20 protein-coding genes and 1 pseudogene are annotated in these 24,905 nt (G+C 36.9%); 12 read left to right on the top strand and 9 right to left on the bottom strand.

Translation table 11 applies throughout. From position 1 onward, the window contains the following. Window positions 1-27 precede the first annotated feature (27 nt). A pseudogene (locus HUV91_RS16750) lies at window positions 28-2,934 on the bottom strand (histidine kinase). Between the two features lie 143 nt (window positions 2,935-3,077). Then, entirely contained in the window at window positions 3,078-3,827 is a 750-nt protein-coding gene (locus HUV91_RS11755; RefSeq protein WP_174493472.1) for a hypothetical protein, read from the bottom strand. A 187-nt stretch (window positions 3,828-4,014) separates the two neighbouring features. On the opposite strand from HUV91_RS11755, the gene HUV91_RS11760 reads away from it, so the two are divergent. Continuing rightward, window positions 4,015-4,716 (top strand): DsbA family oxidoreductase, encoded by a 702-nt coding sequence (locus tag HUV91_RS11760; RefSeq protein WP_174493473.1) that lies wholly within the window; start codon window positions 4,015-4,017, stop codon window positions 4,714-4,716. Window positions 4,717-4,803: 87 nt separating this feature from the next. On the opposite strand, the gene HUV91_RS11765 is transcribed toward HUV91_RS11760, so the two are convergent. Further along, window positions 4,804-5,004, bottom strand: coding sequence for a dodecin family protein (locus tag HUV91_RS11765; protein WP_130074449.1), 201 nt, complete (start codon window positions 5,002-5,004; stop codon window positions 4,804-4,806). Window positions 5,005-5,734: 730 nt separating this feature from the next. Between HUV91_RS11765 and HUV91_RS11770 the strand changes: the two genes are divergently transcribed. Next, window positions 5,735-5,965: a hypothetical protein gene (locus tag HUV91_RS11770; RefSeq protein WP_174493474.1), complete on the top strand. Its 231-nt coding sequence runs from the start codon at window positions 5,735-5,737 to the stop codon at window positions 5,963-5,965. 228 nt (window positions 5,966-6,193) lie between these two features. Further along, window positions 6,194-7,330 (top strand): hypothetical protein, encoded by a 1,137-nt coding sequence (locus tag HUV91_RS11775; protein ID WP_174493475.1) that lies wholly within the window; start codon window positions 6,194-6,196, stop codon window positions 7,328-7,330. Between the two features lie 116 nt (window positions 7,331-7,446). Here HUV91_RS11775 and htpG read toward each other — a convergent pair whose 3' ends face one another. The 5 genes from htpG to HUV91_RS11800 form a co-directional block, all read right to left on the bottom strand. Continuing rightward, a complete protein-coding gene (htpG, locus tag HUV91_RS11780; protein ID WP_174493476.1) occupies window positions 7,447-9,378 on the bottom strand; it encodes a molecular chaperone HtpG in 1,932 nt (643 codons plus the stop codon). Window positions 9,379-9,483: 105 nt separating this feature from the next. Further along, entirely contained in the window at window positions 9,484-9,831 is a 348-nt protein-coding gene (locus tag HUV91_RS11785) for a lysozyme inhibitor LprI family protein (protein ID WP_130074529.1), read from the bottom strand. 178 nt (window positions 9,832-10,009) lie between these two features. Beyond that, on the bottom strand, window positions 10,010-10,615 hold the full coding sequence (locus tag HUV91_RS11790) for an OmpW/AlkL family protein (protein ID WP_174493477.1): 606 nt from the start codon (window positions 10,613-10,615) through the stop codon (window positions 10,010-10,012). Window positions 10,616-10,944: 329 nt separating this feature from the next. Next, window positions 10,945-12,360, bottom strand: a complete 1,416-nt coding sequence (locus HUV91_RS11795) for a Na+/H+ antiporter family protein (protein ID WP_130074444.1) — start codon at window positions 12,358-12,360, stop codon at window positions 10,945-10,947. Window positions 12,361-12,559: 199 nt separating this feature from the next. Next, entirely contained in the window at window positions 12,560-13,429 is an 870-nt protein-coding gene (locus HUV91_RS11800; protein ID WP_130074443.1) for an alpha/beta fold hydrolase, read from the bottom strand. 118 nt (window positions 13,430-13,547) lie between these two features. Here HUV91_RS11800 and HUV91_RS11805 point away from each other — a divergent pair, with 118 nt between their 5' ends. The 9 genes from HUV91_RS11805 to HUV91_RS11845 all read left to right on the top strand — a co-directional run bounded on the left by HUV91_RS11805 (window position 13,548) and on the right by HUV91_RS11845 (window position 23,729). Continuing rightward, complete coding sequence (locus HUV91_RS11805; RefSeq protein ID WP_174493478.1) at window positions 13,548-14,036, top strand: PaaI family thioesterase; 489 nt, start codon at window positions 13,548-13,550, stop codon at window positions 14,034-14,036. A 145-nt stretch (window positions 14,037-14,181) separates the two neighbouring features. After that, entirely contained in the window at window positions 14,182-15,675 is a 1,494-nt protein-coding gene (locus HUV91_RS11810) for a UvrD-helicase domain-containing protein (protein WP_174493479.1), read from the top strand. A 35-nt stretch (window positions 15,676-15,710) separates the two neighbouring features. Beyond that, on the top strand, window positions 15,711-17,090 hold the full coding sequence (locus HUV91_RS11815) for an ATP-binding protein (protein WP_174493480.1): 1,380 nt from the start codon (window positions 15,711-15,713) through the stop codon (window positions 17,088-17,090). A 428-nt stretch (window positions 17,091-17,518) separates the two neighbouring features. Further along, complete coding sequence (locus HUV91_RS11820; protein WP_174493481.1) at window positions 17,519-20,356, top strand: monovalent cation/H+ antiporter subunit A; 2,838 nt, start codon at window positions 17,519-17,521, stop codon at window positions 20,354-20,356. A 3-nt stretch (window positions 20,357-20,359) separates the two neighbouring features. Further along, entirely contained in the window at window positions 20,360-20,725 is a 366-nt protein-coding gene (locus tag HUV91_RS11825; protein ID WP_130074439.1) for a Na+/H+ antiporter subunit C, read from the top strand. Then, window positions 20,722-22,530 (top strand): monovalent cation/H+ antiporter subunit D, encoded by a 1,809-nt coding sequence (locus tag HUV91_RS11830; protein WP_174493643.1) that lies wholly within the window; start codon window positions 20,722-20,724, stop codon window positions 22,528-22,530. Before HUV91_RS11825 ends, HUV91_RS11830 begins: the two co-directional genes overlap by 4 nt. Continuing rightward, window positions 22,531-23,055, top strand: coding sequence for a Na+/H+ antiporter subunit E (locus HUV91_RS11835; RefSeq protein ID WP_130074437.1), 525 nt, complete (start codon window positions 22,531-22,533; stop codon window positions 23,053-23,055). Continuing rightward, complete coding sequence (locus tag HUV91_RS11840; protein ID WP_130074436.1) at window positions 23,052-23,327, top strand: monovalent cation/H+ antiporter subunit F; 276 nt, start codon at window positions 23,052-23,054, stop codon at window positions 23,325-23,327. The genes HUV91_RS11835 and HUV91_RS11840 overlap by 4 nt, the downstream gene beginning before the upstream one ends. Before the next feature lie 21 nt (window positions 23,328-23,348). Further along, window positions 23,349-23,729 carry a Na+/H+ antiporter subunit G gene (locus tag HUV91_RS11845; RefSeq protein WP_130074527.1) on the top strand — a complete coding sequence of 127 codons (381 nt, stop codon included), beginning with the start codon at window positions 23,349-23,351 and terminating at the stop codon, window positions 23,727-23,729. 43 nt (window positions 23,730-23,772) lie between these two features. Here HUV91_RS11845 and HUV91_RS11850 read toward each other — a convergent pair whose 3' ends face one another. Next, window positions 23,773-24,663, bottom strand: a complete 891-nt coding sequence (locus HUV91_RS11850) for a metal-dependent hydrolase (protein WP_130074435.1) — start codon at window positions 24,661-24,663, stop codon at window positions 23,773-23,775. Between the last annotated feature and the right edge of the window lie 242 nt (window positions 24,664-24,905).

Genomic DNA, 24,905 nt, shown 5'->3' on the forward strand with positions numbered 1-24,905 from the left:
TTAAATACGTGAGAAAAAGGACCCCGCTTATAGCGGGGTTTTTTTATACTTATCAATCTCTACAATTAATTTTTGATATAAATCCTTATACTCTTTGACATTGACTAAATCATTTTTTCTATTTGCAACATAAGCACTTAATTTATCTAAGTTTAAAAATTTAATATTATTATCTATATTTTGATAAGGAGATAAAATACCTAAATCATCCCAATATTCAGTATGTTTAAAAAAAAGCTTATCAAATTTTTTCAATAAATCTAACTTATCATCATGCTTATTTAAATAATTAATTCTAAAAAGACTATCCTGAATATTATAATTTCTTAGCATTTCATCCCACAACAATTCATAGATGTTTTTTTCTTCATTTGTATTATAAATATCAGTTTGCACCCATAAAAATTCTTTGTCTTTATTCAATGGCATAATAAATTTACTGTAAAATTTCAAGCCTACATATTCAGGGTAACGATGCAATTCCTCAGATAATCTTAAACTATAAATTTTATATCCATTAATATTACAAAAATTATTTAAAGTACATAACAATAAATCATCCCTATCTTCTATTGACTCTAAAAAAATATAATCATTAAAGTAAGCCTTTAAATGGTCTTTCTTAATTTTAAAATTTTCTGATCCATCAAGTATATAAAATCCATCTTTGATTAAAATTTCTTCTATTTTATACCCATTTATTGTATAACCCTCCCATTCTTTTGATAGTTCAAAATCAATATTATAATCTACACAATAAGTTAATTTTAAAAGATCCGTTTCTAAAGTCTTAATTTTAGAAATATGCTTTTCAAATAATTCTTTCAAAAAATCTGCATGCTTATTCTCAAACTCAAAATTCCAATAATCTCTACTTACATTTAAAACTTCTTTAGCTTTTTTACCATATATATCAACCATATAATCAAAATAAGTATAATTATTAAGATTATAGTTTCTATGATCATTTATCCATACATTTTGACCTTTAAATAAAAATAAATGCTTTCCTTCACTATCATAATTAATCTCAGATTTAAGATAAAATGCAACTTGATTTTCTTCATCCCAAATTACTCCAGATATATTATTTTTTGAATCCTAATGTAAAAATTGGGGCATTTTCTAAAATTTTTTCATATATTTTTTCCTTTTGGTATTCTCCCCATTTCTTTTCAAATGAATCGATATCTATTAAATTAACATCTCTAATATTTTCCATTTTTTCTAAATCAAAGTTACATCTAATATAAAAATTTGTACTTGTACCAATTTTTTATAACTTCCTGTATTCTTTGTTATAAAACAATACCCTTGCTTCCCGCCTAAAGGAGAATACATTTCAATATCCAAACTATCATGAGTAAAATAACTATATGTATTAAATCTAATACTCTGCATTTCGATAGGTAAATCTTTTGTAAGTAAAAATGCACTATGCAAACCGATACCAAACTCACCTGATGGCCTCATCCATCTTGGCATTTCATTTATAATTTTCTTTTTATGAATATTTTTACTCGATCCTGCCATAGTTTGCATATAACCAAGATCAACCATACTCATCCCAACTCCTTGATCTATGATCTGAAACTCCCAAATGCTATCCAATGTTCCTTCGATATTTTTTACTTTATTAATTTCTAATTGAAGTGGATATTTTTCAAGAATTTTTAAAAAATCTTCGTGATAGGGGTGTAATTCTTTGAGCTTTTCCTGATCTTCTTCAAGCCAGATTCTTAACATTGTCGCATCAATAGAGTTTTGAATCAGTTCACGGTATATGCTGTATTCATCATTATACAAGTTTGCACCTTGCAATAACTCCATAGCATTTTTTTCATCCAACTTAAATTTCATTGGCTTATTATTTAGAAGTAATTTTTCTTTCTTAACCCCATTTTCATATTTTACCTCCATCTTCACATCTAGCTGTTCAATTGTTGGTAATGAGCCAAATTTCAAATCAGGAACAATTAAATTCCATTGTGACATTTGGTTTTGAAACTCTTCACGTATCCAACCAAACCAATTCTGAGTTTCAACATAAGACATTTCATCCGGGCATTCAGCAACAAGCTTTACAGTTCGCTTATCAAGCTGAAATTCACGTAAAGATAAATGCTTATCATGATGATGTTTACTGACAGAAGGCATATTACTAACATGCTTCGCCATGACAGGGCAAAAACGATTGTCATCTAAATCAAATAAATCACCTAAACGAAGTAAACATCCTATAAAACGAGGATGACAATCTTCTGTTCCCAATCCTGTTTGTTTATAAGGAAGTGTTTCCATTAAAGCATCAAAATTCATTCCATGAGAAACACAAATTTGTCCCAAATATCGATAAATGCGATTTGGTAAAAGTTCCGTTCTTGGTGAAGTTATTCCTAAATCTTTAAAAGGATCCTCTACAATTTTACCAACTCGTTTGTCATGTCCACGTCTGAACCATTCCGCAACTAATTGACGATACTTTTCAATACCGTCAAAAGGGTGACTTTCAGTACCAACAGCAGATAACCAATTTTGCTCAACATAGGCTTGGCAAAATTTTTGAAGATCATGTCCTTTTTCATTCGCAATCGTTTGAATCATGAAATTGAAATCAGAATTTGTATGAACTTCTTTTGCATTTTTAGCGTCGACTAACATACCGACATCATGCCAATATGCTGCCTCAAGAATTAACCATGTATCCGTGGCACTGAGTAAATCAATATCATCACCTAAAATTCGTTCAATATTGACTAAAATTTGCTGTGAGTGGGAAGCGTTATGATTACTAAAATGTGGATAAAATCCACCAATATTTTCTAATGCTTTGCCTACAAGCTTTTGATCAAATTCCCATTGCGCAAATAGGATTGCTACATTTCCATCTTCTTCACATTTTTTCTTTAAATGGACGATTAAATTCGTACTCATAGCTCTACATCAATTTATTATAAAGTTACAAAGATATTAGCAAATTTATTCATTAAAATAAGTATTTAACTATTTTAAAAAATTTAAGTAGTGAAATGATAAAAATAAAAAAGCCAATCAACTGATTGGCTTAAAACTTAATCTCACAACTCCCCTTCAATCTCTGCTGCATTTTGTTTTTTCTTCTGTTCAATCTCTTTATTTAACTTTAAAACGTCCTGATACAACGCATTAAACTGCTTCACTTGTGCATCTTTTTGCAACATGATCTGCCCATTTTCCTTATGCCATTCATTATTTTTTAACAATACAAACATCTGCTCCGTCTTATCTAAAATTTGCAATTCCAACACAATCAAAGCACTTTCCTGATCCAAATTTAGATTTTTCTCTAACTTCTCTTGCAAAGGCTGCTGCAATGCAGGATCAATATCCAAAGTCTTGACCTTTGCCAAAGCATCTTGCTTATCTGCCAAATTTTGACGCTGATACTGAGTCATGATCCTACGCACGGCTTGTAACATCTGTTCAGTTTCAACAAACTTCTGCTTACGGTCTATATCCAAACGGTTCACATCTAAGACATGATTCCACTTTGCCGCTTCTAAATCCCTTAAATAAGTATTCCGAGTTTCAATATTTTGCAGCCAATAATTTAAAACAAACTCAGACAAAACCTTATAATCACCACTTAAACGTGCATCATGTACATCCATTGTGACAGGCTTTGACCAATCCTGTGCAACTTCATATAAAGTTTGCATTTTTTCAGTCATGACCAGGTCAAACATTTGGCGTTGTGCCTCACTTTTTTTCAACTGGTAATGCTCATAGCCAAAATATGAAACAATACCGACAATGATCAGGGTCACAATGCTAATGATTCTGCGCATAAATAGCTCTTTCACAAGGGATAATCGCTAGATTAACCGAAATTTCATAAACTGTATAATTTTCATGCAAACTTATAGATCATCTGTATGCAACGCACTTGCCAAAACATCAATCACGAAAAAATGCTTTAAATCCTGAAACGATAACGCTACCCTCTTATCCAATTGAGCAGTTTAAGGAATTCCCATGCGTGTAGATATTTGGTCAGATGTGGTTTGTCCATTTTGTTATATTGGCAAAAAACGCTTAGAAGCAGCAGCACAACAGGTAGGTATTGAACTTGAAGTACATTGGCATAGTTTTGAGCTTGATCCTGAAGCGCCAATTCGCCAAGAAATTTCGAACTCTGAACGTCTAGCACAAAAGTATGGTCGTACATTGGCTGAAGTCGAAGACATGCAACGTAATATTGCAATCATGGCACTCGAAGAAGGCATCCAATTTAACTGGCAAAATGCCAATTCAGGCAATACTTTTAATGTGCACCGCATTATTCACCTTGCACAAAGTAAAGGTTTAGGTTCAGAAGCAGAAGAAGCATTTTTCTACAGTTATATGACACAAGGCTTGCCCATTGGCGAACGTGAAACCATTGAAGATGTGGCAGCACGAATTGGTTTAAACCCCGTAGAAGTAGATGATGTATTAGACTCTGATGAATTTGCAGACTTTGTCAAATTTGACCAAGAAGTTGCTCGTGAACAACTTAAAGTTACAGGTGTTCCATTTTTTGTATTTGATCAACGCATTGCGCTTGCAGGTGCACAACCTCGTGAGGTTTTTGTACAAGTACTTCAACAAGCAGTTGAAACCTGTTCAGATGAAGTGACTACACAACAAAATGCCGTATGCACTGATCAATCTTGCGATATGCCTGATACAAAATAATTTTTAGTGTATTGCTGTATTTTTATATTTTCTTAGGCATAAAAAGCCCACATCATTGTGGGCTGTCAAGAAATTGATATTAAACACTTAATCGACCAAAAAACTAATTTTAAGATTTACACGATATTCCGTGATTTTATTGTCTTTGATAATGACCTTTTGCTCATTGACCCATGCACCTTGCACATTTTTAATGGTTTCGGTGACTTTCGCGATACCTGAATGAATCGCATCTTCAAAACTTTTCTGACTACTTGAATTGACTTCAACAACTTTTGCGATCGCCATATCCATACTCATGATATAAATAAAAATTCATCATAATGTATTTTTAAAATTATGTGATATAGATTAAAAAATAAGCATCATTTCTATATACTATTGTCACATAAACCAAGATATGCATATAGTTTGTAAATTTATACACCCAATCTGTATATTTATTCACCATTTAAAATAAATATTGTATGACTATTTTATGTCATTTTTTAACAAAACTTTGTTAAATAACAACAACTTCAAATCTAAATTTTGTTAAAAATTTATATAAAATCAATTATCTTTTATAATGCAGGTTTAAAAGTATTTTCATATTTACTTAAAATGATAAAATTGTCACTTCATGCCATTTATTCCATTTTGTTCATCACTTTAAAGGCTATCCATATCAGTCAACTTGATATATGCTATATCTCAGAATTTAGTTTCAATGAATTCATGCGCTGTAAGTTTCTTTTTTATTTTCTTATTTTATAAGACTACAAATCCTCCTTTATGGGGGATTTTTAGTTTCTGCTAAGCTAAAAATATAACACTATCTATTTTACGTACAGAATATTCGGCTGACTGATATTCACTTTAAGTTACATATACATTCTTCACTTAACGTAAATCAATGAGAAAATTACAGCTTCTGTACAGCTTATCTTAAATGACCCGCCTATGCTCAATGATGGCTTCATGTGAATCAAACTCATCATGAATTTTCTTTTTATCCAATTTTACTAAGAGAGATATTATGACTGATACACATCAAAATTCTGATTTACATCACAGTAATTTAACATCTGACACCTCGAACCCACAATCATCTGTAAAAAAATCACGCTTTTCACCCACAATCAAAGGTGCGTTAATTGGTGCCGTTGCAGGCAGTATTCTTCCAATTTTTGGCACCTTTAGTGGTGCAGTGATTGGTGGTATTGCGGGTAAAGTATATGAGAAGAAATACTGCTCACACAAAGCTTAAAATCTCATTCTAATTTGTTCTAATGAAAGCCCCTTATTTAAATCTGATCTGGGGCTTTTTTATGTCAAATTGCGACATGTTTTGATTTTGTAACCAAGCTGCAACTTGTTTTTTATATGTCGGTTATTTCCTTGAAAAATCCACTATACTTTTTTACATAACCATCAAATTAACAGAGTGGTTCATATAAATATTTATTTTAAATCAAATAGTCGAAGACGGAATATTATGGACAAAATTACATCCCCCGTTGCATGTTATCAAGCCACAATACTGCTATTAAGCTGTTTGGCTAGCATGTATAGCTATGCTGAAGATGGAAATTCCGCTAAAACAACAACCTCATCTATTTATATTCCGTCACCTCAGCTTGAAAGTGACTTTAATATTTTAGAATATGTTCCCAAACTCTTGGACATGACACCGACTGTACTCCCTGCTCAATCAGATGAAGTCACCGTTCCCCCTACAGAAGACACTGAAAATGCCACATGGATTGATCAAAAACAAAAAGGTATTCGTAACTGGGCTGACCGCACTGCAAATCATATGAATCATTGGTTTGGTGAAACTGATCCCGCTGAACCCGCTTCAGCGACCTTACGTATTTTATTAGATAATCGTTGGAATGAACATGATGGTTATGATGTTAAACCACGTATTCGAGGAAAAATTAAATTACCTGCATTAGAAAATCGTTTGAGCTTAGTATTTGGTGATGACGCTTTGGACAATGAAATCAATAATAATATTGCCATTACCAATGAAAATCCGAATGGTAATCCTGATAAATCAATAGATGGAAAACGTATTCGAGATGATAACAGCTCAATTGCATTACGATGGTCGCAGCTGTCTAAACGGCTCCCTTTTGATGTAGATGCTGATTTGGGTATTCGTTCTGGAGATGATGTCTATGCACGTTTAAAAGCTGAAAAAGATTGGAAGCTTGAGCATGATTTTACCTTTCATGCTGAACAAATCTATCGCTATGGTATTGATAGTGAAAATTATCTACGCACAAATTTAGAACTGACTCATGCACGTCCAAACCAAGCCTTTCTTTCTAATCAATTTAATCTGACCTATGCAGACGAGCAAGATGATGATTTAACGTGGGACAACCGACTTTATCGTCAACATCAATTCTTTAAAGGCAATCGCTTTAACTACGGTATATATACGGGTGGTTTTTATAATAATGATGACCTGCGTTTAAACAGTTGGGGACCTTTTGTGTCTTGGCGTCAACCGCTTTGGCGTGAATGGTTTTATGTACAGGGGGATTTAAACTATTTTAATGATCATCGTGAAGACAAAAGCCATTATCCAAGTGCATTGGTACGACTTGAGGCACTTTTTTAAAATGGCTATATAACATTTTTAACTCTCTGTGGATAACTTCTCACTTATCCACTTTAAATAATCTAGTCGTATAAAAAAGCCCATCGTTTCGATAGGCTTTTTTTCAATATAATGACTTATTTCAATAATAAATTATTAATACGCTTTACATATTCAGCAGGATCATCAGGTAAACCACCCTCTGCAATCACCGCTTGATCGAAGATGACATTCGCCAAATCATCAAACTGTGCTGAACCTTCTAATTTTTTCACTAAAGGATGCTCAGGGTTGATCTCGAGAATCGGTTTAGACTCAGGCACAGCTTGTCCTGCTTGTTTCAACATACGAATCAATTGCGGAGAAAGTTCACCGTCACCCGTTACCAAACACGCAGGAGAGTCAACCAAACGCGTTGTGACACGAACTTCTTTGGTTTTAGCTTTGAGTGAGTCTGATAATTTATCAACCACAGGCTTAAATTGTTCAGCTGCTGCCTCAAGCGCCTTCTTCTCTTCAGCGTCCTGTAAGTCACCTAAGTCAACCGCACCTTTTGCGACGTTTTGCATTGGTGTACCATCAAACTCATGTACAAACTCCATTGCCCACTCATCTACACGATCACCCATTAACAATACGTCAATGCCTTTTTTCTTAAACACTTCAAGCTGTGGCGAGTTTTTCGCAGCTGCTAAACTGTCCGCAGTAACATAATAAATGGCTTTTTGACCTTCTTTCATGTTGGCTTTATATGCCTCTAAAGAAGTGTTGATTTCATCATTTGTCGATGTTGCAAAACGAAGTAGTTTTAAAATGCGGTCACGGTTGCCCATGTCTTCGCCTAAACCTTCTTTGATCACTGAACCAAATTCAGTATAGAACGTTTTGAATTTTTCTTGATCCGCTGCATCTTCAGATTTTGCCAAAGCATCCAAAGTTGTAAGAATACGACGTGTATTGCCCTCACGAATGGTTTTGACATCACGACTTTCTTGCAATAACTCACGGCTGACGTTTAATGGAAGATCTGCACTGTCGACCACACCTTGTACAAAACGCAAATAATTTGGAATCAGATTATCTGCATCATCCATGATAAACACACGTTTTACATAGAGTTTGATGCCTGCCTTGGCTTCACGTGTAAAAATATTGCTCGGTGCCTTACTTGGAATATATAACAATTGAGTATATTCAGTACTCCCTTCAACACGGTTATGCGCCCATGCCAATGGTGCTGCATAGTCATGCGTTAAATTTTTATAGAACTCAACATACTGTTCTTCTGTCACTTCTGATTTATTACGGGTCCAAAGTGCGCTTGCAGAGTTAATCGCTTCCCATTCATCCGTTTTGACATACTGACCGCCTTTAGGTTCTTCACCTTCTGCAGTCTCTTCTTCCTGCCAAACTTCTTTTTGCATTTCGATTGGCAAACTGATGTGGTCAGAGTATTTATTGATAATCTGCTTAACTTTGTAACTTTCCAGATAATCCAAAGCATCATCACGTAAATGCAAAATAATATCTGTTCCGCGTGAAGCCTTATTAATCACTTCAACTTCAAAATCACCCGTACCGCCACTCATCCAACGTACAGCATTACTTTCAGGTTCACCCGCACGGCGTGATTCAACTGTAATTTTTTCAGCAACAATAAAACCAGAATAGAAACCTACACCGAACTGACCAATCAGTTGTGCATCCGCTTTTTGATCCCCTGAAAGTTTCGACATAAAGTCTTTGGTACCAGATTTGGCAATCGTACCGAGATTATCAATCGCTTCTTGTTGTGTCAGACCAATACCATTATCTGAAATAGTGATCGTTTTTGCATCTTTATCTAAGCGAACACGTACATGTAGGTCAGGATCATTCTCATAATATTCAGGATGATTAATCCCTTCAAAACGTAATTTGTCACATGCATCAGAGGCATTAGAAATCAATTCACGGAGGAAAATTTCAGGATTTGAATACAGCGAATGGGTCACTAAATGTAAAAGCTGCGCAACTTCTGCTTGGAAGCTATGTTTTTGTGCTGCTTGTTGTGGATTCTGTTCACTCATAAATCACTCCTTAAATTCATAACACTTTTTTATTGAATGCTTTAGAAATGGAGTGACTTAAGAATATTTCAATAGTAAAATTAAAAAATAATTGATAAAAAATAATTAAAATGGACCTTGTTTATAAACACGTTCCATATACATGTCGAGTTTTTGCTGACGCATTTTATAGACATCGGTTAAGCAGGTCACATTGTCTCGACACTGATCCCGTAGTTGTAACCATTTGACTTGTTGGTCTTGAATTGCGCCTCGTGTGCCCATGGGGACTAAACGACGAATAATGTTATACGTGGTTGCCATTTTGACATCTGCATCATTTAACACCCGATGCTCACAAACAGCGTGTTCCGTTTGAGTTTGTGCATGTTCACATTTAAAACTTGCTGCATAGGCATTTGACATTAAACTTATGCCACTAAAAAGCACAGCGCTATATAAAAATAATTTCATCATATTATCAGTGCTCTTTTTCCAATTCATCTTCAACTAGCATAAAAAAATTATGTCACTTTTAATATGATCTTTTGTCTCAATCTGGTTATTGTTATCGATTTATTTTTGACCATCAAAATCAAAAAAACCTCAGACGAATCTGAGGTTTTTAACATTGTATAACTTAATTCTAAGCTTAGAATTTGTAGCTATAACCTAATGTATAAACGATTGGATCGATGTCTAAATCGAATTTTTTAACACCTGTTGCAGCTGCGGCAGCATCAGTTAAAGTTACTTCTGGGCTTAATTGTGCATAACGTGCATCAAAGAATACACCCCAGTTTTTCGCATCAGCAGGTTTAAAGTTCACACCGATTTGCCCCGCAAAACCAAAGTCTTCTTTTACATCTTTTGCTACACCAGACTCATCCCATGCAATAAATGCAGTACCACCTACACCGATGTATGGTGTAAAAGGTGTTGAGTTTTTAAGATTATATTTAAAAGTTATTGTTGGTGGTAAATGTTTAATTTTTGCAGCTTTTTCACCATTTAACAAAACATCATGACCAATTGGTGTAGCCAATAACAATTCAGCAGAAAGGTTATCATTTAAGAAATATTCTACAGATGGTGTAAATGCATACTCATGATCTGCTTCTACAACAGCACCAGGTGCAAGTGCAGTATCTTGTGTTGGTGCAATTACAGAACCACCGACTTTGACCTGAAAACCAGCTTCAGCAAAAGATAAAGTTGAAATCCCCATTAATGAAACAAGAGCAATTTGTTTTAACATTTTTCAAACCCCAGTAAAAAAAATAATTATATTAAATATTAAACACAGCAATTATATTTGATGCAAGTCTCATTTTAAAATATTTTGTAATATTATTTTCAAGTGACTGAAAAATTAAATATTATATTTTTATTCCTAGTAGAGTACTTGGTTTTAATATTATTCATATAACAAGATTAAATATAGTTAAAATATGCTTTAAATATAATGATAATTAAATTTGACTATTTTAACATTTATATTTAATGATGACATCTTTACAAATAATTCTCATTTCTATAAATCAAAAGTTTAAAGATGCCATCACACTTGAAGAAAGGATTTAAAGCTTAAAGCGTCATTGCTGCGATCCAGCCAAAGATTAATAAAGGAATATTAAAGTGGATAAACGTCGGAACCACCGTATCCCAAATATGATCGTGCTGACCATCTACACCTAAGCCTGCTGTTGGTCCTAAAGTTGAATCTGATGCTGGAGATCCTGCATCACCAAGTGCCGCTGCCGTACCAATTAACGCCACTGTTGCCAATGGAGAAAAACCAAATTGAACACACAATGGAACATAAATCACAGCAAGTACAGGCACACTCGAGAACGATGAACCAATGCCAATGGTTACAAATAAACCGATAAATAGCATCAAGAAAGCAGCAAGTGCTTTATTATCCCCGATAATATGTACAACACCATTGACCAAACTATTGATATCACCTGTATGGGTCATTACTGATGCAAAACCTGCAGCAGAAATCATGATAAACCCTACCAATGCCATCATACGCATACCTTGTACGAAGACATCATCAGCATCTTGCCATTTAAAAATACCTGATGCAGAAAGTACCGCAAAACCAACCAAACCACCCAAAATCATTGAACCAGAATACAGTTGAGAAACGAGTGTGAGAACAATCGCAAGTAAAGCCATTAAAATGGTTTTTGTTGCAATTTTAGGTGCTTGTTTGGCTTCATTTTCAAGCTCAATAGCATCCGCTTTTAACTCATCCACATTGACTGCACGTAATGGTTTATCTAAGTCAATGTTTTGTACTGTTTTAACCTGACGGTCTACATATTCTCGTGGTTTACGATAGCTAATAAACACTGCCACTAAAGTACCAATGACCATCCCTAATACAGGAATTGCCATACCCATTGGCATCATCCAACGGTCTACATGCAAGTTATATGCCGCACCAATTTTGTTGATATTTCCCATTAAAATTTGTTCAAGGAAAATGGCACCAAAACCCACAGGTAAAAAGATATATGTTGCAACCAAGCCCAAAGTTAAGACACATGCCGCAGCACGACGATCTAACTTAAGATGATTCATGACTTTTAATAGCGGTGGTACAAGTACAGGGATAAAAGCAATATGTACAGGAATTAAGTTCTGTGAAAAAATCGCAGAAATCAATAAAATAAATAACAATAAGTATTTTACTTTACGCGCTTTACTGTGGGTTGCTTCTCCCCCCAATAAGCCAATTAATTTATGTGCCAATAAATCAGGTAAGCCAGATTTTGATAAAGCCAATGCAAATGCACCTAATACTGCATAAGCTAATGCAACTTCAGCACCATCACCTAAGCCTGCATTAAATGCTTCTACAGTATCTTTTAAACTTAAACCTGCAACTAAACCACCAACTATTGCTGAGATAACCAACGTTAAAACAACAGAAACTCGTGCCAGTGATAGTATAAACATCATGGCAATCGCGATAACGACAGCGTTCATGGAAAAATTTACGATAATTTGAAAGTTTATATTTTAGCAGATTCATTACAATCGCTGTGATTCTTTAATCAGATTACATCCGAACTTAAAAGTTTCAGAATAAAAAGCCTGAGTGATCCTATTTAGAATAAACTCAGGCGAACAATAAAATATTTAAATGTTAAAATTTTTTTAAACAATAATTTCCATTTAATGATTTTTAATTATTTTTAGTGGCAAATTGCGCAATATAAGCTGCAATTTCTTGTGGGCGACTCAGCACTGCCCAATGGTTGGCATCAACGTCGACACGTTCAAAATCTGCCACCCATTTTGGCATTTCATCGATCAGTTCAGGACTTACAAATTGATCACGCTTTAGCACCACAGCTTGTACAGGACATACTGCATGTCGCTGACGTGGTTTCAACAAACGTGGCACAAAGTTAGCGCGATACAATGCAATACCATGCTCACCATCTTGAGAAATATTTGGATTGAGTGGTAAATCTTTGGTTTTTTCAAGCTGGCTCAACACTTTCCCCCAGCGTTCAGGATTAAAGAAATGCCAAACTGTTGGTGCAAGGATCGGAAGCTGGAATGCCACAATGTACCAAGACTTAATTAATTGTTTAAAAAATTTACTTTTTTGATGTGTAAATTGATCACGCATCCAAAAAGCGGCATGGTCTAAACATGGTCCAGAAATCGTCGTATAAGACAAAATACGATCTTTAAATTTTGCTTCAGTGACCGACTCCCATGTTTGGATTGAACCCCAATCATGTGCAGCCAAGTGAAACTTACGATTAGGTAGGAGTTCATTTACAACGCACTCTAAATCTAAAGACAAACGCGGTAAGGCATAATCACGAACACGTTTAGCAACTGAAGACTGCCCTGCACCTCGCACATCATAAGTTACAATGTAAAATTGTGTGATAAGTTGCTCAATTATCGGCTCCCAAACTTCTTGATTATCAGGATAACCATGCACCAAAACTAAAGCAGGCTTTTCAGGCTTACCCCATGTTTTTGCAAAAAGTTTTTGTTGATCTTGCGTTGAAATCCAATGAGTTTGTGCTTGCATTTGAATACCTTTTTTGTTTTTACATTGACTTTGCAATGACTGTACTGCGCATTTTGATCAATGTCACATCACCATTGATTATTTATTATGAACTAAAACTATCAAACTAGAATTGACCATGATCAATGTTATCAAAAAACTACAGACAATCCCTTTTATCTCTAAATTCTTTCTCAACCATTATTCACCTTATAAAGGTGCGGGCATTGAGATCGAAAAGATAGATCTGAAAAACTATTATGTGCGTGTCAAAATGCCATTAACACATAAAAATCAGAATATTGTCGGCACACACTTTGGCGGCAGTTTATATTCCATGATTGATCCATTTTACATGTTAATTTTGATGCATCATTTGGGTGATACATACATTGTATGGGACAAATCTGCCACTATTCAGTTTTTACTGCCCGGTCGTAGTACCGTTTATGCTGATATTCGTTTAGATTTTGCAGAAATTGAACATGTCAAAGCATTGGCTGAAAATTTTGCACCTGTACATCGTACTTATGTCCTGAATATTTTTGATGAATCAGGCTCAAGAATCGCTGAAGTACATAAAACGATTTATATCCGTAGAAAGAAACCGCGTGCATTTCAGCAATAATCTATAATTTTCATTGCATGAGAAAATATTCTTTTTAGTCGAATGCATCATTGCTTGCGCTCATCAAATTTAAACATCTTTCTTGGTTGATTTTTGCTATGATGCAGCGTCCCCTTTGCGATTTCTTTAAAGATTTTTTAATACTGTGCCTGACATTTTTAAACCAACCTCAGAACAAAGCTTTGCAATTGCTGAAGCACAAAAAGGGCAATCCTTTAAGGTCATTGCCTATGCAGGTACAGGCAAAACCACCACATTAAAACTGATCAGTGATGCGATGCCACAGCGCCGTGGGATGTACTTAGCATTTAATAAAGCCATTGCTACCGAAGCACAACATAAGTTTCACCGCAATGTCGACTGTCGTACATTCCATTCATTGGCATTTCGCAGCGTTCCACGTGGAGTAACGGATAAACTCCGTTTACCACGGCTTAGTCCAAGTTTTATTGCCAAAGAATATCGTTTGATGCCAATTACACTGCGTCGCATGATGGGCGGACGTTATGAAAAATATGTGTTGATGCCAAGTCGTTTGGCGAGTTTGGTTGCCAATGCCGTCAGCTATTTTTGCTCTACGAGCTCTCAGTACCCTGCGCCGCGCCATATTCAAGCACCCAGTTGGCTCCATCCTGATGATATAGAAAGCCTACAACAACACCTTTATCCTGCGGTTGAACGGCGTTGGTTAGAATCTATTGATCAAAATCATCAAGCGGGTATTGGTCATGATATTTATTTAAAATTATGGGCATTGTCTGATCCAGTCATCCCTGCAGATTATGTTTTATTTGACGAAGCACAAGATGCCGATCCGCTCATGCTCGGTATTTTATTACGTCAACGCAGTACCCAAGTAATTTATGTTGGCGATGCCCATCAACAAATCTACGCATGGCGTGGTGCAGTGAATGCCATGCAGCAAATGCCCTTACCTGAGTCCCGTTTAACCACTTCGTTTCGTTTTGGTGAGTCGGTTGCCGAGGTTGCCAATAGTTTATTGGGTGCCTTAAATGAAACGGTTCCTTTATTGGGCAATCCAGAACTAAGATCCTCAGTAGTGAATAAACCGCATACCAAAATGCGAGATGCGATTTTATGCCGTACCAATGCCCGTGCAATGGAATTGTTATTGTCAGGTTTAGTACAAGGCGATAAAGTCAGTTTACAAGCTGACCATGCGCGCTTAAACCGTTTTGTCGATGCAGCAAGTTTACTCAAACAAGGTAAACGTGTGACCGATGTTCCCGAACTAGCGTGGTTTAACTCTTGGCATGATGTACATGAATATTGCGAAACCAATGATGGTAGTGATATTAAGCCCTTGGTGAAATTGGTCGATGATCATGGTACAGAACCACTCAAAAAAGCACTTGCCAAAATTACCCCAATAGAGCAAGCTGATTATGTCATTTCGACTGCACACAAAGCCAAAGGTTTAGAATGGAATCGAGTGCATATCGAAGATGATTACCAATTTAAAATCAATGGACTTGAACATAAAATCAGTGATGAAGAACTGCGTTTACTGTATGTGGCATGTACACGTGCCAAACTCAGTTTAAATATCCATCACATTTACGATCTCATTCAACAGTTAAAAATCAAAAATCCGTTAAAACACCAAGCAACTGCATAAGTTTTAAGACTCAAGTAAATATTTGCAGGTATATTATGAAACTTCTCTCCATCCATCTGCGCCACGTTTATCATTTTGCAGATTTAAAATTAGAATTTCGTCCTACAAAGCAGCCCATCACCTTGATTTTAGGTGCCCAAGCCTCGGGTAAAACTGCCATTTTAAAAAATATTTATCAGTCTTTAACTTGGTTTGCAGCTCGTTTTAAAGATCTACGCACACCAGGTGTGGTCATGCTGGATCAAGACATTATGCAAAATCGTTTGCAGTCCAAACTTGATGTGTGTATTAAATTTCCGACTGAATTAGGTATATTGCCTGAAAGTAACAACTCACCAGAACAAGACCCTTCAATTTGTACATGGCAGCTCTATAAAACCTTAAATGCAAATGGTGTTGGCATCAGTCGTCCTGAATTGCAACAACTTGAACAATTGGTCGGTTTATATTTAAAAGCCATTCACCAAGATCCATTACAAGGTTTACCTTTAATTGCGTATTACCCTGCTGAGCGTTTTATTAATGAAATTAATTTACTCAGCAAAAACAATCCTGCGGTGATGCAAACCACGGCTGCTTATGAATTAACTCCCATTCCTTTTACCACTTTTACACGCTTTTTTGAGTGGTTTAGAGAAATCAGCGATATTGAAAATGCACAATCAGCACAATTATTTCAAAAAATTCTCAATGAAAATACACAGGCTAATCCAACTCAAGATAACCAATTAAATTCAGATTTTCAGAATGCCCTGTTCCAAGCCCGCAGCCACTTACACTCGCCCAGCTTACAAGCTTTAAAAAATAGCCTGAATACCGTTATTCCTGAACTCAGTGATATTTTCATTGAATATAAGCCTAAATTACAGTTAATGGTCACTTATAAAAATCAAACTCAAAATTTTCAACAACTTTCCAGCAGCATTAAAAATTGGATCGCTTTAGTAGGAGATATCGTAAGACGTTTATGTTTGCTCAATCCTTTGAGTTTATACCCATGTTTAGAAGCCGATGGTATTTTATTAATTGATCATATAGATGCTGAACTTGACCAAGATCATGCACAAATGATTTTGCCGCGTTTACATCAAGCTTTTCCAGAAATTCAGATTATTGCCAGTACTTTGCATGAGCAATTATTTGAACCTACTGAAAATATGCAACTTTTCCAACTGAATCAGCAAAGAATTCAAGAAATTAAACTCCAAGAATACCATGCAAATTTAGCACAGCTTTATGAAGATCTACAGGATCAAATGCCCAACCACACAAACACAGAGATCATGTCTGAACCCGTTTCAGCAGTCGACCAATTGTTTGCACAATTTCAAAAAATGTCGGCACAAGAACAGCAACAATTACGTGAATTATTACATATTGATGATGATCACACCTCGCTCAAGCCCGTACTGTAATAAAGCGCGTTTATACTCTAAATATCAAAAAAGAGGTTGATTTCTCAAATCGTGAATATGCTATAAACGATATACTGCTTAGAAAAATCGAGGTACTTTGCGTCGCTCTTTCTACCTCAACCTTATTGGGTGTTTTTCATACAAAATAAATGTCGTATAAGACGTATAATCATTACTCTTTGTGCAAAAACTGACAAAATAAATTGATGTTGAACTAGCCATGTAATAAGATAAAAAATCAATATGAATTAAATTTTTCAATTCATATTGATTTTTCAATCGTTTTATCAAGTTGTGCAACATAGCTTATTTTTTTGTTTTTTTACAATATTTCGGCTTTCAAGATTTAAGTCATTGGATGGTTCTTTGCTTTCCTCAAATCCTTGAAAGATAAAATTCACGATAGGTTCCATGACCTATTCACGACAATGGATATACGTGTGCTACCGATTATCATATTGCTACCGTTAATACTCGGCACCACCCTTGTCTCATGGCTGAAAAATGTCTCACGTGAGGCTACAGCTTTAGGGGCAATTGGAGTCAGTTCAACTAGTTTCATCTTGTTACTGACTCAAGCAAAGCAAGTCTTTCAAGGGGCTGTAATTTCTCAAAGTTGGCCATGGTTGCCACAAGTTGGAATTGATTTAAGTTTTCGCCTCGATGCGCTCGGTTTGATTTTCGCCCTGCTGATTACAGGCATCGGTACACTGATTTATATTTATGCCTATTTCTATCTCAGTGCTAAAAACTCTCTCAGTAAACTGTATTTTTTACTCATGCTGTTTATGGCAGCAATGTTGGGCATTTCTCTCTCCAATAATCTCATTATTCTCTTAGTATTTTGGGAGCTAACCAGTATCTCCTCATTTTTATTGGTCGGTTACTGGAGTAATTATGAGGCAGCACAACGTGGCTCACGTATGGCCTTGACCATTACAGGCATGGGCGGTTTAGCTATGCTAGGTGGGTTTGTGTTACTAGGGCAAGTCACCCAAACCTATCAAATTGACCAAATTTTAACGATGACCGATACCATTCAAAATAGTCATCTGTTTGTACCCATTTTATTCCTGATTTTATTGGGTGCTTTTACCAAAAGTGCGCAATTCCCGTTCCATTTTTGGTTGCCCAATGCAATGGCAGCACCAACGCCTGTCTCTGCTTATCTGCATTCGGCAACGATGGTCAAAGCAGGGATTTTCCTATTAGCACGTCTATTACCGATCTTTGTGGGATCAGCTTTATTTCATAATATTGTGACCACGATTGGTCTATTTACGCTCTGCATGGCTGCATTTTTTGCCATTTTCAAAGAAGACTTAAAAGGCTTATTGGCATATTCCACTATCAGTCATCTCGGCTTGATCGTATGTTTATTGGGAATCGGTTCTCCGCTTGCCGTGGCTGCTGCTATTTTTCATATCATTAACCATGCAACCTTTAAAGCAGCATTATTCATGATTGCAGGTATTATTGATCATGAGTCTGGTACACGAGATTTAAGAAAACTCAGTGGTTTATGGCAACTCTTGCCCTTCACAGGGACCTTAACCATGATCACTGCTGCTTCAATGGCAGGTGTTCCATTGACCAATGGTTTCTTGTCTAAAGAAATGTTCTTTACTGAACTATTGGCAAACTTGTCAGGGACATACGTTGTTTTTGCAGCAATTGTCGCAACATTGGCAGGCTTGTTTGCTGTGGCATATTCTACGCGTTTGGTACACGGCGTATTTTTCGATGGTGGTTTGGGCAAAGATGTTCCCAATAAAGATGCACATGAACCCCCAATTGGCATGCGTCTACCCGCCATTCTGTTAGCTATTTTATGTATTGCAGTGGGTGTATTGCCTGCGCTCTTGGTTGAAAATATTGTCAATGCGGGTACACGTTCGAGTACACAATTAGCCGATTTTACAGGGGTGCATTTAGCGATTTGGCATGGTTTTAATTTGCCTTTACTCATGAGTGCCATTGCCTTAGTCGGTGGTGTAGTCTTCTATTTTACTTTGGCAAAAGGCAGCCGTATCCGTGACATTGACCTTGATCCCAAGCTTGGTCCCTTACAAGGTTATTTAATCTTTGAAAATTTCCTTAAATATTTATTACGTTTTGCACAAAAACTGAAACGCTCCACTGAAACAGGTTCGTTGCAAACGTATTTATTTTGGATTGTGGCATTTAGTCTTGTTTTGGTGACCACACCAATGCTTAACCAAGGGCTGAGTACAGGCACACGTGAACTCACGCATGCTCCATTTATTGCCATCGTTTTATGGCTGATCCTGTTCTCTGGTTGTTGGATGATGCTATGGTTTCACCATGAGCGTATCAAAGCCGTTTTGATCAGTGGTGCTGTTGGCTTAGTCGTGACGATGGTTTTTGTTACCATGTCTGCACCCGATTTAGCACTAACGCAAATCACGGTTGATGTCGTGACTACAGTATTGCTGCTGATGAGTTTATCGTTATTGCCACAACTCACCCCGTATGAATCAAGTCGTACTCGTCGTTGGCGCGATGCCATTTTGGCGATTGGTGGTGGTTTTGGTATAGGCTGGATTGCTTGGTTAATTCTGACCCGTGATCATAATTCGATTTCTTGGTTCTTTGCACAGCAATCTATTCCTTTAGGCGGTGGCTCAAATATCGTGAATGTGATCTTGGTCGACTTCCGTGGCTTCGATACCTTTGGTGAAATTACCGTGCTTGGTATTGCAGCCATCGGTGCACTTTGTCTGATGGATGGCATGCGTGCGCATGGTACAACGATGACGCAAGGTCTAACCTTCCGTTTCAATCCTTCACCCTTGATGTTTCGTATGACGGCATCATGGGTACTGCCATTGGCATTGGTGGTCAGCCTATATATTTTTCTACGTGGACACAATTTACCAGGAGGTGGATTTATTGCTGGCTTAATTACCTCTATGGCATTGGTCATTCAATACATCGGTTTAGGTCAAGACAAAGCTGAACAACTCTTACGTGCAAAATCAGGTCGTTTGTATGAAATTTGGATTGGTGCGGGTTTAACTATCGCAGGTTTAACAGGTCTCGCAGCATGGTTCTGGGGACGTCCGTTCCTGACCAGTGCGCATATCTATGTGGAAACTAGTATTTTTGGAAAATTCCATCTCGCATCCGCAGCGGCATTTGACTTAGGCGTATATATCTGTGTGGTTGGCGCAACAATGTTGCTCATTTCAGTGCTAGGCGACTCTCGACATTCGAGTCTTTCTGGCCCTGTACCTAAGGAGTAACTCATGATCAGTCTAGAATTTTTACTCGCTTCAGCCATCGGTTTATTGGTGGCAACAGGAATTTACTTACTGCTTCGTGCACGTACATTTCCCGTGGTATTAGGTTTAGCCATGATCGGCTATGCAGTCAATTTATTCTTATTTGCGATGGGACGAATCAATATCAATGCGCCTGCTGTACTCACTGATGCAAGTAAAGTCACAGATCCTTTACCACAAGCGTTAGTGTTAACCGCAATTGTGATTGGTTTCGCCACAACTGCATATATTGTGCAACTGGCATTACGCAGTCGCTATGAGTCAGGGACAGATCATGTGGACTCCAAAGATGAGCCGAGCAACTTTGACTCTCGTGAGGATGCACCATAATGAATTTTCTTGATTTTTGGCTGTCTCACACGCCTATTTTCAGTATTTTAATTCCTGCCTTTACAGGTTTTATTCTCATTTTACTGGGTAATCCAGGTTCAGGTTCATTAGCAAATGACTGGCGTCAACCGTGGCGACGGAGTATTAGTTTAATTTCTGCTGTTCTCGGTTTTGTTACAGCACTTTACTATCTCTACCAAGCCAATACTGGGCAGATTTTTGTGTATCAGCTCAGTGAATGGTCAGCACCTTTCGGCATTGTACTGGTTTTAGATCGCTTATCTGCACTGATGTTAGTACTCACCTATGCACTTGCTACACCACTGCTTTGGTTTGCCAGTAAAGAATGGGATGAACGTGGACGTTATTTCCATGCCATGTCACATCTGCTTCTTATGGGGGTATGTGGAGCGTTCTTAACAGGCGATTTATTTAACTTATTCGTCTTTTTTGAAATTTTATTAATGGCATCTTATGTCTTGTTGTTGCATGGACAAGGCAAAGCACGCTTCCAACTCGGTATTCATTACGTCACGATTAATCTTTTAGCTTCAGCTCTGTTCCTTATTGGCTTGGGCATGATCTACGGTAGTGTCGGCACTCTAAATATGACTGATGTGGCACGTATTATTCCAACCTTAGAAAATGATCAGCATACGCTCGCTGTTGCAGGTGGATTACTGCTATTTGTGGTCTTTGGTATCAAAGCAGCAATGTTACCTGTAGGTTTTTGGCTACCGAAAACCTATGCCGTTGCTGCAACCCCTGTCGCAGCACTGTTTACCATCATGACCAAAGTCGGAATTTATTCGATTTTAAGGGTCAATGGTACTGTTTTTCAGGATACATGGGGACAGCAAATTTTCAGCAACTATTTGTTGATTATTGGTTTAGTCACCTCTTTATATGGTGCAATCGCGGCGATTGGTACTGAACGTTTAAGACGTTTTGTTGGCTTTATGATTTTGTCTTCAGTCGGGACTATTTTGGTTGCGATTGCATTATTAAATGAACAGGCATGGTCAGCAGGTTTGTATTACATGGTGCACAGTACCATTATTGCGGCATCGTTCTATTTACTCTGTGGTTGGATCACGTCACAACGTGGCATATTCAAAGACCACCTCAAAGTTGCACCTAAAATGAAGCAAGAAAAAGCCGTTTCAATCAGCTTTTTTATCATTGCTTTAATGATGGCAGGTTTACCGCCATTTAGTGGTTTTTTAGGCAAGGTTTTGATTTTGCAAGCAACTGCTGGCTCAGCATATCAATTATGGATCATTATCATTGTTTTATTGGTCAGTTTACTCAGTATCATCGCATTTACCCGTGCTGGCTTTATACTGTTTTGGCGTGCAACAAAACCTGAAGATAATCCCAAAGAAGAAGCCTTTGCTGCTTATCAGCAATTACCTGAAAAATCACCTGCACGAAATGATAAAACCATTTACATTTTATTATTTGGTTTGATCATGTATGTGGTCTGTGCTCAACCGCTTGTACATTATTTAGAATTAACATCGAAACAGTTAAAAGATACCCAACTGTATCAAAAAATGATTTTAAAAACAGATGCTGACCATAATGTCATTAGTGTACAACCCTTTGATCCAAACTACTTACCAGAAACGAAATATGGGGGTGAAAGCCCTGATGCCAATGCTCATCTGATTCCTTATATTGTTTCGCCAAAAACCATGCAAGGCGAGCATATTTCTGAGTTTAAACAACGCCAAATTCAACAGCAAGGACATGAGTTAACCCCTATTGATGACAATAAACTAAAACCGATGGAGGAACAATAAATGGACAATAAAGTTTCATTCCTTGACCGTTATTTTCCTCATCCTTTTATCTCAATAATCGTGGCTTTAAGTTGGCTCATGCTGGGACATAGCTTTGAGTTATTTGATATTTTTTGCGCTTTAATTTTAGGGATCATCATTCCTAAACTGCTTCAACCTTTTGTTGTACGCACACCTAATATTCACTGGACTTTGGCAGCTAAACTATTTTTTGTCGTACTGTGGGATATTATTATTTCTAATATCCGTGTTGCTAAACAAGTACTTGGTCCAACAAAAAATTTACATCCCAAATGGTATCGGGTGCCTTTAGAAACTGATCATGAACATGTCAATACCTTACTGGCCATGATTATTACCACCACCCCAGGCACTGTCACAGCAGGGATCGACCAAGAACGTGGTGATATATTGGTACATTCGTTGAGTTCAGATGATCCTGAAGCGGAAATTCAAGACATTAAAGCTCGTTATGAAGCCCCTCTGATTGCCATTTTTAATGCAACACAAGGAGATGATGCATGATCATTTTGCCTTATGCTTTAGGAATTTGCTTATTGGCATTGGCTATCTCAATGCTATTTTGCCTCTATCGTTTAATCATCGGACCTTCGATCGTTGACCGTTTATTGGCGCTTGATACCTTATTTTTAAATGCCACTTGTCTGGTGGTCTTGCTTGGCATCTATTGGGCAAGCACCAATTTATTTGAAGGGGCATTATTGGTTGCAATGCTTGGTTTTGTTTCAACTGCAGCATTAGCACGTTACTTCACCACTGGTCATGTGATCGATTAGGAGCAAAAAATGGAAATCAATATGCAACTGATCATGGAAATTATTGTTTCATTCTTCCTAATTGTAGGTGCATTCTTCCTGCTAGTCGGTGGCATTGGGATGGTGAAACTGCCCGATTTATTTATGCGCCTGCATGCACCAACTAAATCGAGTACTTTGGGTTTAGGAAGCTTTTTATTGGCTGCGATGATCTATGCAGCTTTTCAAGGTCGTTTTGGATTTGCAGAATTGCTCATCACTTTATTTGCATTTATCACAGCACCTGTATCTGCAAATTTAATTGCACAGGCCGCGATTCACCTACGTTTACGCTCCACCTCAGGTGATGTACCCGAAGCTCTTGACCGCCCTTTACCTTGGCAGCGTCAACGTAAACTTAAACAGTTTGATGATGAAATTTAACTCAAAAGCCAATGATCGACATTGGCTTTTTTATATCAAAGCATTAACTATATAGAGCTGGATGAGCATCTTCTTGGAAGCTTTCCATGCCATAATCATCTGCTAACTTTTCTTTCCAATACGCCACGATTTTTGAATAATCAATTTCATCAGGATGAAAATCTGCTTTGTAATATGACAAATATTCAGGAATTAATGAAATCAACATTTTGGAAATCATATATACACCAAAAAGATTTTGTGGCACTTTAGGTAAGCTTTTCTTCCAATCTTGCATAAATAAACGCGTTGCAGAATAAAACGTCAAACTTGCAAAACCTGTCGTGACATTGCGCATTACACGGCGACGTACTTGATCATCATGGTAAATCGCTTGATACACATCAAAAGCCACTGCACGATGTTCAATTTCCTCAATTGCATGCCATACCCACAGTTTAATTGCATCGTCATCTAAGGTTTGCAGCACTTCAGGATGACGTAAAATATAGCCCCCCAAGAGTGCCGTAAAATGTTCAAAAGCAGCCGTTACCGCAAGTTGTAACTTTGGATGCACGCTCTTAATAAAAGCATCACGACGACCTAACCAAGCTTGAAAACTATCTAAGTTATAGTCATCACGACGCCAAGCATCATTAAAATCAGCATGGGCTTTAGAATGCATCGCCTCTTGACCAATAAACGCCGCAATCTGTGCTTGTAATTTTTCATCCGTGATTTTGTCACGCACATTCCGCACGCTATGAACAAAGAATTGTTCACCAATTGGAAATGTTGAAGACAATGCTGTCAATAAATGTGACATGACTGGAGAATTCGCAAAAAAATGTCTGCGAATATTTTTCGGGTTAAAGCTAGGTTTACGTACTTTAATCCCAATCGCTTTTGGGCGGTTTAAATATGATTTTTCTTTCGCCACTTGTGCAACTGTCATCGGGATAATCCTACATTTGTTGGAATTTAAATCTATACTGACAGATCATTCAAAATTGTATATTGCCAAAATGATCACACAATTGGCATAAACGTTAATTGAGTCATTTCAGCCAATTTAACCGCAGAACACTGGTTATAAATAAAATCATAAACCATTGAATATGAAATGAATAATAAAAAATAAATCACATATATTTTTTTACATTTTACCCTGTATTTCATCATAAAAACAAAACCCGC

The organism is Acinetobacter sp. Marseille-Q1623 (assembly GCF_902809895.1).
In the GTDB taxonomy this organism is placed as follows: Bacteria; Pseudomonadota; Gammaproteobacteria; order Pseudomonadales; family Moraxellaceae; genus Acinetobacter; species Acinetobacter piscicola_A.